The organism is Paenibacillus sp. J22TS3, assembly GCF_018403205.1.
Lineage (GTDB): Bacteria > Bacillota > Bacilli > Paenibacillales > Paenibacillaceae > Fontibacillus > Fontibacillus tuaregi.
The window spans coordinates 278,926-289,471 of record NZ_BOSF01000007.1 but is presented as its reverse complement, the minus strand read 5'-3'; the positions used below and the strand labels follow the sequence as shown (position 1 = coordinate 289,471).

Annotated in this window: 7 protein-coding genes and 1 rRNA gene; 3 read left to right on the top strand and 5 right to left on the bottom strand. The window is 48.9% G+C overall.

All coding sequences use genetic code 11. The features are described 5' to 3' along the window. The first annotated feature begins 246 nt into the window (after positions 1–246). A 5S ribosomal RNA gene (gene rrf / locus KJS63_RS21145) occupies positions 247–363 on the top strand. Between the two features lie 102 nt (positions 364–465). Here the strand turns inward: rrf and KJS63_RS21140 are convergent. From KJS63_RS21140 to KJS63_RS21120, 5 genes are all read right to left on the bottom strand, one after another. Then, positions 466–1,182 (bottom strand): SRPBCC domain-containing protein, encoded by a 717-nt coding sequence (locus KJS63_RS21140; protein ID WP_213620930.1) that lies wholly within the window; start codon positions 1,180–1,182, stop codon positions 466–468. After that, a complete protein-coding gene (locus KJS63_RS21135; protein ID WP_213620929.1) occupies positions 1,183–1,491 on the bottom strand; it encodes a metalloregulator ArsR/SmtB family transcription factor in 309 nt (102 codons plus the stop codon). It abuts the gene before it with no gap. A gap of 311 nt (positions 1,492–1,802) precedes the next feature. After that, positions 1,803–2,153 (bottom strand): hypothetical protein, encoded by a 351-nt coding sequence (locus KJS63_RS21130; RefSeq protein WP_068618886.1) that lies wholly within the window; start codon positions 2,151–2,153, stop codon positions 1,803–1,805. A gap of 59 nt (positions 2,154–2,212) precedes the next feature. Next, the gene (locus KJS63_RS21125) at positions 2,213–2,563 is read right to left on the bottom strand and encodes a hypothetical protein (protein WP_068618886.1); all 351 of its coding nucleotides are present in this window, start codon (positions 2,561–2,563) and stop codon (positions 2,213–2,215) included. A gap of 123 nt (positions 2,564–2,686) precedes the next feature. Then, entirely contained in the window at positions 2,687–3,037 is a 351-nt protein-coding gene (locus KJS63_RS21120) for a hypothetical protein (protein ID WP_213620928.1), read from the bottom strand. A 222-nt stretch (positions 3,038–3,259) separates the two neighbouring features. Between KJS63_RS21120 and KJS63_RS21115 the strand changes: the two genes are divergently transcribed. Together KJS63_RS21115 and KJS63_RS21110 are read left to right on the top strand one after the other, a co-directional pair. Continuing rightward, complete coding sequence (locus KJS63_RS21115; RefSeq protein WP_213620927.1) at positions 3,260–4,477, top strand: MFS transporter; 1,218 nt, start codon at positions 3,260–3,262, stop codon at positions 4,475–4,477. Positions 4,478–4,748: 271 nt separating this feature from the next. Beyond that, positions 4,749–10,475 (top strand): HAMP domain-containing protein, encoded by a 5,727-nt coding sequence (locus tag KJS63_RS21110; RefSeq protein WP_213620925.1) that lies wholly within the window; start codon positions 4,749–4,751, stop codon positions 10,473–10,475. Positions 10,476–10,546: the final 71 nt, after the last annotated feature.

Here is a 10,546-nt window from a genome sequence, read left to right as displayed (position 1 = left end):
GCTTCGATGCGGATTCCGAGTACTTTGCGGGGGCCCCGAGAACAACGGGGAAGGCTACAATCTAATACGCAAGTTCGTTTCGTATCTAGTTTTCAGGGAGCAAACCTCATTTCTATTCCGAAGCAAGCCTTCGGTTAGAAGGAACTAGCTTTCAGCATTTGGCGATGCTGAAACCTGAATTAGTTTTTTCTGATGTCAGAGATTCCCCTGAGATAACTCAGAGAGCGATGGCCCGGAAAAATTCCATTTGGTGGCGATGGCGGAGGGGTTCCACGCGTACCCATCCCGAACACGACCGTTAAGCCCTCCAGCGCCGATGGTACTTGGACCGCAGGGTCCTGGGAGAGTAGGACGCCGCCAAGCAAAGTAAAACCATTGTTGGTAACCCAACAATGGTTTTTTTGTTGCCGGAATAATTTTACCGGACTATATTTGTTGCATTATAAAATTGAATATTTGATTATCCTAGGAAGAAGTAGAAGCGCTCAGCTTTTGGCCAAATGCAATTGTTATAACTTCAATCGTTTGGGTGTGTCCATCCCGCACATATGTGATATCGAGCTGGTGCTGCGGATCTGCACTTGTGATAAGCTCTTCACATTGGTCATAGCTGTTCACGGACTCGCCATTAATCTGGGTGATTATGTCGTTCACCTGGAGATATCCCGATGCAGGTGTATCCGGAATAACTTGAACCACCCGAACTCCACCAATCTCGGGATGAACCGCGGTGATATGGTTAACTCCAATCCAGCTTTTCCAAAACGTCTGCCGTTTATCAAGGGCTTCTTCCAGCATACTTTTTAGATTTGTCATAAACCGGTATGTACCGTACGCCATATTCTCCATGTTCATGATTCCCAGATCACCTGACCAGAGACCGGTATACTTAATGCTCACGAGAGTTCCGCCTTGCTGGGGCTCCAAACTCCAAATTGTGAGATCCCCATGCTCATCCATAATAGACAGGCGTGAGGATGGGATTAACTCATTGATGGTACCTTTATAGCTAACTCCCCAGCCATAGTCCAACTCCACAGTACCGCCAATCTTTAACTCTATCTTGCAGCTTCTAGTCTCCCAGAGGTTACGCTCCTCTGGATCAGTAAGAGCCTTCCATACACGCTCAGGTGTGGCCCTGATCATAATCTCGCGCTCGACTTCGGTATATTCTTTCTTCATTTAGGTATCCTCCTCCAAATAATGTTTCAAATCTGCCAGTTTATTCTCAAGTATAAGACCAAGCTCTTGTTGGAGCTGTAGATAGTTGTGCCGGAATACGGGAGTGTTCAATCGATAGCAGCAATATTTGCCCTGTCTTTTCTCAAGAAGTAATTGTTCCTCTAATAAGATGGACAAATGCTTTTTTATGGCCGGCTGGGAAATCGGAAATTGCTTAACAATCTCACTTTGTGTACATTCTTGATGTGCAACCATCTGCAATATCCGTCTTCGGATTGGATCCGAGATGGCTCTGTAAATATCGGTCACCTTTAATCTCCTTTCATATAACCTTTTGGTTATATTTAGACTTTATTATAAGTTAAGGCTCACGTCAAATAAATCTTTAACTCATCTTGATAGGGTAATCAAATAAAAGCGCTACCCTAGACAGTGCTTCCCGGCCTGTTGAAGAAATACAGAATTTATCATTTAAGATTTTTAGTGACTCCCCAGATAAAATAGAAGCTTGCTCCTCAACAAAGATCAGGGTTTCCCGACAATCTAAAGAAGATCTGCCTAAGGCAGATCTTCTTCTATACTTTAAGAGGAGGTAGTAGGTGGAGTCTGTCGACGTCCTCTTAAGGTATGATTACGAATGCGGCATTGTCTGCCGGTACAGTGACTTCGCGATATTGAGTACCGTCACTTGAGAATGTGCGAACAATATAATCACGGTTAGTCGGCGTGGAAATACGGGAGAAGACTACCACACCGAAGCCGTCAAATCTTGCTCTTTGAATAAGTCTGCCGGAAGTGGTGCTGACTGTAGCGAAAAAGCCTGTTGTGTTGTATGGGTTGCCAGAGGTGTCGGCCCATACGATCGTTAGCCTGCGTAAGCGTTGAGTAGGCTTTAAGATTCGGCCGTATTTGGACGCATTAAGTTTGCGGCCTTTTACTTTGAATAAAGAGCGGGATGGACGTTTTGCCATGGATTAACCTCCTTTAAAAGTTACAACGTGCTTAGGGCGATAGTAACGATCGTAGCCAATTAAGGAATAATAACGAATGCGGCATTGTCTGCCGGTACCGTAACTTCACGATATTGAGTACCGTCACTTGAGAATGTGCGAACAATATAATCACGGTTAGTCGGCGTGGAAATACGGGAGAAGACTACCACACCGAAGCCGTCAAATCTTGCTCTTTGGATAAGTCTGCCGGAAGTGGTGCTGACTGTAGCGAAAAAGCCTGTTGTGTTGTATGGATTGCCAGAGGTGTCGGCCCATACGATCGTTAGCCTGCGCAAGCGTTGAGTAGGCTTTAAGATTCGGCCGTATTTGGACGCATTAAGTTTGCGGCCTTTTACTTTGAATAAAGAGCGGGAAGGACGTTTTGCCATTGGAATGTCACCTCCTTAATGTGGATGTGATATTACATGCTAATATGAAGCTTTTAGATTGTGCGATAGCCAGCAATTGATATAAATGGTCTATAGTAGTGTTGAAGAATTATAGTTTAGTAATTAAGGAACGATAACAAAAGCGTCATTGCCCCGAGGCACAACCACTCTGCGAACTAAGTTGCCTTCACAGGAATAAATTTTCACAACGTATGCTTGCTTGGTAGGCGTTTTGATTTTAGAAAAAATAACGACACCCCGTCTGTTGAACTTGGCTGTTTGGATAAGCTCGCCTGAAAGGGTGGACGCGGTAGCCAGGAACCCGCTGGTTCTGTAAGGCTCCCCGGTAGAGCAGGCCCAGATTACGGTAAGGCGGAGCAGCCGGCCCGAGGGTTTGCAGTGCTTATGTTTATTTACATCCAGTTTGCGGTGTTTTTTGCTTCTCCAATTACAGGATGAAGGATATACTGCCATTAGATTTCACCTCGCTTTATATGGATTAATACAGTGAATGCAAGTGAAGGGGAAAGGGATTGTACATCTACATGTCAGGCATAGAAATGGATTTATGGCTAAATAAGAGATTTTTTTCACATTCTCGTAGATGTTGTCAGGGAAGTGGGGTAGAATATAAACACAAAATTGTTGATGCCAATCAAGTCATTGGATTTGTGACGGCAGAGGGAGCTGCTTGTTATGAACAATATTAGTGTTATACGCAATACGAAGCATCGGAAGCTCTTGTTCAGTGCAGGGTTAAGCTGGATGTTTGATGCGATGGACGTTGGGATTTTGTCTTTTATAATCGCGGCGTTAACCGTAAGTTGGCATTTGACTCCCGGGCAGGTAGGTCTGCTCGGAAGTATCAATTCCATAGGAATGGTGTTTGGAGCGGCCTTTGCCGGTTATTTCGCGGACCGTTACGGAAGGAAGAATGTTCTACTGTGGACTCTGCTGATCTTCTCGGCAGCCAGCGGACTATCCGCACTTGCAGCAAGTTTTACCGTGCTGTGCATACTTAGGTTCATATCCGGCGTTGGCTTAGGCGGGGAGCTGCCTGTTGCTTCCACACTGGTATCTGAATCCATGCCTGCCGAGGAACGGGGGCGGGCGGTTGTGCTGCTGGAGAGTTTTTGGGCGGCGGGATGGATATTAGCCGCGCTCATATCTTATTTTGTCATCCCCCAATATGGCTGGCAGGCGGCCTTCGTCATTGGTGCAGTCCCCGCACTCTATGCCATCTATCTGCGCCGGGCAATCGATGATTCGCCCAGGTATGAGAAGATGAAGTCCGAAGTCCGCTTGACCTTCCGTGAGAAGCTTGGGCTGGTCTGGTCTGCCGGTAACCGGAAGACCACCATCATGTTATGGATTCTGTGGTTCACCGTAGTGCTGTCTTATTATGGGATGTTCCTATGGCTTCCGAATATGATGGTGCTCAAAGGATTCAGCTTGATCCGAAGTTTTGGTTATGTGCTGATCATGACGCTTGCCCAGCTTCCAGGTTATTTCACAGCTGCTTATTTCATTGAGAAATTCGGCCGTAAATTTGTGCTTGTCACTTATTTGGTGTGTACGGCGCTAAGTGCTGTATGGTTTGGATATGCTTCATCCGAAGGCAATCTGCTTGCAGCCGGGATATGCCTGTCCTTTTTCAACCTTGGTGCTTGGGGAGGCTTGTATGCATACAGTCCTGAATTATATCCGACAAGAATCCGCACAACAGGAGTTGGCCTGGCTACTTCCGTTGGCCGGATCGGCGGGGTGATCGGACCGCTGCTTGTGGGCAGCTGGGTTGGCGCAGGAACCAGCATTAGCACAATCTTTATCTTCTTTTTTGTTGCGATCCTTGTAGGAGCTGCGGGTGTCCTTTTTCTGGGTAAAGAGACGAAGGGGCTTGAGCTGCAGGATTAGTTGTAGGGTATCACTAGTAGACGGGACTTTAATTAGTGACAGGCTTCGCTAATGTGCGGAGCCTGTCTTTTGTATAAAAACTTATCATGCTAGGAGACACAATCGAGGACCGGTATATTTGTGTGCCAGGAATAGGCTGAAGATATCCTCCTTCTTTACCAAGTCATGGTGAAATAATGACATGGAATCCTAGTTCATAGTAAAATGTGATAGAAGATTTACATATTGAACTCGAATAACAATAAATTATGTCGGAGAGGAAAATTGGATCATGTCAGAACATGAAGAACCAAAGCAATCGTCCCAGACCGAGTTGAATACCGGTGAGTTGTTAAATGCTTTAATGGCTTTAAAAAAGGGAGATTTCTCGTACAGAATGCCGTATGATCACACAGGCATCGCCGGCAAAGTAGCGGATACATTTAATGAAATAATGGATATGCAGGAGAGTCTGGTTCAAGAGGTTCAGACTGTAGCCAAGGTTGTAGGCAAGGAAGGGAAATACAACCGCAGGTTTACGCACAAGAACACAGGCGGCTCCTGGGAAGTGGTTTCTGAATCGATTAATGGGCTTGTAGCTGATCTGATTCAACCTACCAGCGAGATGGTACGGGTAATCAACGCAGTAGCCCAGGGAGATTTATCCCAGAAGGTGGACTTGGAATTTGAAGGGAGACCGTTAACTGGTGAATTCCAGCGTACGGCCACCAATATCAACATGATGGTTACACAGCTCAGCACTTTTGCATCCGAGGTAACCCGGGTAGCCCGGGAGGTGGGTACTGAGGGGATGCTTGGCGGACAGGCTGATGTGAAGGGCGTATCAGGGACCTGGAAAGACCTTACAGATAGCGTAAATAACATGGCGACGAATTTGACGGACCAGGTGCGCAATATCGCTGCGGTGACAACAGCCGTAGCTAAAGGCGATCTGTCCAAGAAGATTACGGTTAATGCCAAAGGCGAGATTCTTGAACTGAAGGATACGATTAACACCATGGTCGATCAGCTCAGCACCTTTGCGTCCGAGGTCACGCGGATGGCGCGCGAAGTAGGTACCGAGGGTAAGCTTGGCGGCCAAGCCAATGTGAAGGATGTTTCAGGTACATGGAGAGACCTTACTGAAAGCGTTAACGACATGGCGTCCAATCTAACTGACCAGGTGCGGAATATCGCCGTTGTAACGACAGCGGTAGCGAATGGGGACTTGTCCAAGAAGATTACCGCAGACGTTCAAGGAGAAATTCTTGAGCTGAAGAACACCATTAACACCATGGTCGATCAGCTCAGCACCTTTGCGTCCGAGGTTACCCGGATGGCCCGTGAGGTGGGCACTGAAGGGATTCTCGGTGGTCAAGCTGAGGTTAGCGGAGTGGCGGGAACGTGGCGTGATCTGACCGAAAGTGTTAACTACATGGCGAGCAATTTGACGAATCAGGTGCGCAATATCGCGGAGGTCACAACGGCGGTAGCCCAGGGAAATCTGTCCAAGAAGATCACCGTTGATGCCAAGGGCGAAATCCTTCAGCTAAAGAGCACGATTAATACGATGGTGGACCAGCTCAGCAATTTCGCTTCTGAGGTTACACGGGTGGCCCGTGAGGTATCCACTGAGGGCAAGCTCGGCGGTCAAGCCGATGTAAAAGACGTTTCAGGCACATGGAAGGATTTGACCGACAGCGTGAACTTTATGGCGGGTACACTTACTGATCAGGTGCGCAACATTGCCGAAGTGACCACTGCTGTAGCGAAAGGTGATTTGTCCAAGCATATTACCGTCAATGCAAAGGGTGAAATCCTTGAGCTGAAGAATACGATCAATACGATGGTGGATCAGCTCAGCACGTTTGCGTCCGAGGTTACGCGTGTAGCCCGTGAGGTAGGTACCCTGGGGATGCTGGGTGGACAGGCCCAGGTTAAGGGAGTTGCCGGAACGTGGCGCGATCTGACCGAAAGCGTTAACTACATGGCGAGCAACTTGACCAATCAGGTGCGGAACATCGCGGTTGTGACAACGGCAGTCGCCAACGGGGATTTGTCCAAGAAGATTACCGCGGATGTTCAAGGGGAGATTCTTGAGCTGAAGATCACCATCAATACGATGGTGGATCAGCTTTCAACCTTTGCATCCGAGGTAACCCGTGTGGCCAACGAGGTTGGAACAGAGGGCAAGCTCGGCGGACAAGCCCAGGTTAAAGGCGTTGGCGGCACATGGAAGGACCTCACGGAAGGGGTTAATAGCATGGCCCGCAATCTGACCGATCAGGTGCGGAACATCGCGGATGTGACAACAGCCGTCGCGAAAGGGGATCTGTCGAAGAAGATCACCGTTGATGTCAAGGGTGAGATTCTCGAACTGAAGAACACCATGAATACGATGGTGGACCAGCTCAGCAACTTCGCCTCCGAGGTTACGCGCGTAGCGCGTGAGGTGGGCACGGAAGGTAAGCTTGGTGCTCAGGCTGAAGTGAAGGATGTGTCGGGAACCTGGAAAGATCTCACCGATACGGTCAACTATATGGCGAGCAATTTGACGATTCAGATGCGCAATATCGCCGGTGTAACCACAGCGGTAGCGAATGGGGATCTGTCGAAGAAGATTACGGTTGACGTGAAGGGCGAGCTGCTTGAGCTGAAGAACACGATCAACACAATGGTGGATCAGCTCAACTCCTTCGCATCTGAGGTAACCCGTGTGGCTTCCGAGGTAGGTACAGACGGCAAATTGGGCGGACAAGCCCAGGTTCGGGGAGTAGGCGGGATCTGGCGTGATTTGACCGAGAATGTAAATATCATGGCGACGAACTTAACCGACCAGGTGCGGGGCATTGCCAAAGTCGTAACCGCGGTCGCCAACGGGAATCTGAAGCAGAAGCTAACCGTGGATGCCAAAGGCGAGATTGCAGAGCTGACCGACACGATCAATAACATGATTGATACACTTGCGACTTTTGCCGAGCAGGTTATAACGGTAGCCAGAGAGGTAGGTGCCGAAGGTAAGCTGGGCGGACAAGCAAGCGTGCCGGGTGCAGCCGGAACATGGCGCGATTTAACTGATAACGTTAACTATATGGCGAGTACGTTGACAACCCAGGTGCGGGCGATTACCAACGTGGCCACTGCCGTGACGAAGGGCGACCTGTCGCGGACTATTGATGTGGCGGCAGCCGGTGAGGTTGCGGCACTCAAGGACAATGTGAATGAGATGATCCGTAATCTGAAGGAGACGACCCGGATCAATACGGAGCAGGACTGGCTTAAGACCAATCTGGCGAAATTCTCCCGCCTGCTTCAAGGGCAGCGGGACCTCTATGCCGTCAGCCGGATGATTCTGTCCGAGCTTGCGCCACTGGTATCCATGCAGCACGGCGTATTCTATATTAATGAGCCCGTTGACGGCGAACCGGTGCTCGAGCTGTTTGCAAGCTACGCTTATCAGCAGCGCAAGCATTTGTCTAATGAATTCCGCGCCGGGCAGGGCTTGGTAGGTCAGTGCTTGATCGAGAAGCAGCGTATTCTGTTGACCAATGTGCCAGGGGATTACGTTATGATTTCTTCCGGTTTGGGAGAGGCCACGCCGCTTAATATCGTACTGCTTCCGATCATTTTCGAGGATCAAGTGCTGGCGGTGCTCGAGCTCGCCTCCTTCCGGCAATTCAATGAGATTGATCTTGCCTTCTTGGATCAGCTTACCGAATCCATCGGAATTGTCATTAACACAATGCAGGCGAATCAACGGACTGAAGAACTGCTGATGCAGTCCCAATCCTTGACGGAAGAGCTTCAGAAACAGCAGATGGAGCTTCAGAATACGAACGAGGAGCTGGAGGACAAGGCCAAACTGCTGGTCATCCAGAAGGCCGAGGTGGAGAGTAAGAACAATGAAGTCGAGGTAGCCAAGCGCTTCCTGGAGGAGAAGGCGGAGCAGCTCGCCCTTACTTCAAGATATAAATCGGAGTTTCTGGCTAATATGTCGCACGAGCTTCGGACTCCTCTGAACTCTCTGCTGCTGCTCGCCGAGCAGCTGGCTGAGAATCCCGATGAGAACTTGTCCGATGCCCAAGTGAAATATGCTAAGACGATACAGGATGCCGGTATGGATCTTCTGAATCTGATTAATGACATTCTAGACCTGTCCAAAATTGAATCCGGGACGGCTTCCGTTGATCTCAGTGAAGTTTCGCTTACCGAACTGCTTGAGAGTCTGGACCGCTCTTTCCGGCCATTAGTTGGCGACAAAGAGTTGGAATTCAATGTGAAAGCCGACGACGATGTGCCGCGGAACATTGTAACGGATCAGAAGAGACTCCAGCAAATTCTTAAGAATCTGCTGTCCAACGCGTTCAAATTCACCGAGAGTGGACAAATTTCCTTACATCTGCGCAGGGCGGAGGAAGGATGGAGCGAGGATCAGGAGGCCCTGAATCAGGCGGGTACGGTTCTGTGCTTCTCGGTAAGCGACACAGGTATTGGTATACCGGATGATAAGCAGGGAATTATCTTTGAAGCCTTCCAGCAAGCGGACGGCAGCACGAACCGCGAATATGGCGGCACCGGACTGGGTCTTGCGATATCGCGCGAAATCGCGGCCATGCTGGGCGGTGAGATCACTCTGTACAGTGTGGTGAACAAGGGAAGCATCTTCAATCTTTACCTGCCGGTCGATTCTGACACTCAGGAGCCTGCGCCGACCAAGAAATATGTGCCTGAAGTCATTGATGTGGCACCACCAGAGGTGATCCGTTTTACGCCGCGCAGCGAGATTATGGATGACCGGGACAGTATCGGACCGGATGACCGTGTCTTCCTGATCGTTGAAGATGATCTAAAATTTAACGAAATCCTGCTCGGTGCCCTTCACAAGAAAGGGATCAAGGCGATTATCACCACCAAAGGCTCCAACGCACTGGAGCTGGCCCGCAAATATCTGCCTGCAGCGATCACGCTTGATCTTCGGCTGAAGGACACGGATGGCTGGCTTGTGATCGAGCATTTGAAGAATGACATGGACGTCCGGCATATTCCAGTCTGTGTAATCACCGTGGAGGAGGACGAATTTGAGCTGAAGCAAAAAGGAGTCCATGACTATCTGTGCAAGCCGGTAACGAACGAGGAGCTTGAGAGTACGCTGGACCGCTTGAATGCTTTTGCCGATAAGACCACACATACCTTGTTGATTGCCGTTCATGACGAGCAGCGCCGTCAAGATTTCGTGAATATGATCGGTAACAAGGATCTCAAAATTACCGCGGTGGATACTTCGAGAAAAGCGCTCAATCAGCTTAAATCAAAAGAATTCGATTGTGTCCTGATTGATAACGATATGCCGGATATGAACACGCTCCGCCTAATCCGGGAGATGTATAAGAAGGTTCAGAACAAACATGTCCCTGTTGTAATTTATCGGAGCAAACGGTGGACTATCGAGGAAGAGAACGAACTGGAGGAAATGAATAAGACTGCGGTAATAAAGGAAGTTAAATCCATGAACCAGGTTATGGATGAGACCAGTTTATTCCTGCACCGCCGTACTATAGATTTGCCTGAGGGCTCTAGAGAAAAGCTTGTTAAGCTGCATCAGTCCGACGAGATGATTAAATATAAAAAAGTGCTTGTTGTAGATGACGATGTGCGGAATATTTTTGCCCTGATGTCTATCTTGGAGCGCCATAACATGAAGGTGATTGCGGCGGAGAATGGACAGGAGGCCATTCGGATTCTGGAAGAGACACCAGATATCGAAATTGTGCTGATGGATATTATGATGCCGGTTATGGACGGGTATGAGACGACAAGAGCGATCCGGACAAAGCCGGAGTTCAAGGATCTGCCGATTATTGCACTTACCGCCAAAGCGATGAAGGGAGACCGGGAGGAATGTCTGGAAGCTGGGGCTTCAGACTATATTACCAAGCCGGTGAATAGTGCCCAGCTGCTATCGATGATCCGGAGCTGGCTTGATGGGGGACAGAACTCACCAGAAGAAGAACAGAAATGAGCCTGACCCTATAGTAGCGGAGAATCTCCAGATAACAGATTTAGCAAAATAAGAAATCAAAAGCACCCACA

Excerpts from the sequence above, each read along its gene's own strand:
- KJS63_RS21120 (WP_213620928.1), bottom strand. The coding sequence starts at position 3,037 with ATGGCAGTATATCCTTCATCCTGTAATTGGAGAAGCAAAAAACACCGC.
- KJS63_RS21130 (WP_068618886.1), bottom strand. The coding sequence starts at position 2,153 with ATGGCAAAACGTCCATCCCGCTCTTTATTCAAAGTAAAAGGCCGCAAA.
- KJS63_RS21140 (WP_213620930.1), bottom strand. The coding sequence starts at position 1,182 with ATGAAGAAAGAATATACCGAAGTCGAGCGCGAGATTATGATCAGGGCC.
- KJS63_RS21125 (WP_068618886.1), bottom strand. The coding sequence starts at position 2,563 with ATGGCAAAACGTCCTTCCCGCTCTTTATTCAAAGTAAAAGGCCGCAAA.
- KJS63_RS21110 (WP_213620925.1), top strand. The coding sequence starts at position 4,749 with ATGTCAGAACATGAAGAACCAAAGCAATCGTCCCAGACCGAGTTGAAT.
- KJS63_RS21115 (WP_213620927.1), top strand. The coding sequence starts at position 3,260 with ATGAACAATATTAGTGTTATACGCAATACGAAGCATCGGAAGCTCTTG.